Below are 611 nucleotides of genomic sequence, written 5' to 3' on the forward strand. Positions count from 1 at the left end.
AAAATATACGGATACAGCTTTGATGCTTAGCCCTTATGTTACCAAAGCAAAAGAACTGGCAGACAGTGCTGCTTTAGCTACGCAGATCAATGCGCGCGTAAAATATACGGATACGGCTTCGATGCTTAGCCCTTATGTTACCAAAGCAAAAGAGCTGGCAGACAGTGCTGCTTTAGGTACGCAGATCAATGCGCGCGTAAAATATACGGATACAGCTTTGATGCTTAGCCCTTATGTCACCAAAGCAAAAGAGTTGGCAGACAGTGCTGCTTTAGGTACGCAGATCAATGCGCGCGTAAAATATACGGATACGGCAACAATGCTTAGCCCTTATGTTACCAAAGCAAAAGAGCTGGCAGACAGTGCTGCTTTAGGTACGCAGATCAACGCGCGCGTGAAATATACGGATACGGCTTCGATGCTTAGCCCTTATGTTACTAAAGCAAAAGAGCTGGCAGACAGTGCTGCTTTAGGTACGCAGATCAATGCGCGCGTGAAATATACGGATACGGCTTTGATGCTTAGCCCTTATGTCACCAAAGCAAAAGAGTTGGCAGACAGTGCTGCTTTAGGTACGCAGATCAATGCGCGCGTAAAATATACGGATACGG

General features: G+C 46.3%; 1 protein-coding gene. It reads left to right on the top strand.

The window, feature by feature from the left end:
* Positions 1 to 19 precede the first annotated feature (19 nt).
* Positions 20 to 611: hypothetical protein (locus tag ABD846_RS06665; protein ID WP_344824226.1), on the top strand; the 592-nt coding region annotated here is incomplete at its 3' end.

This window comes from Rurimicrobium arvi, from assembly GCF_039540495.1.
GTDB classification, from domain to species: domain Bacteria; phylum Bacteroidota; class Bacteroidia; order Chitinophagales; family Chitinophagaceae; genus Rurimicrobium; species Rurimicrobium arvi.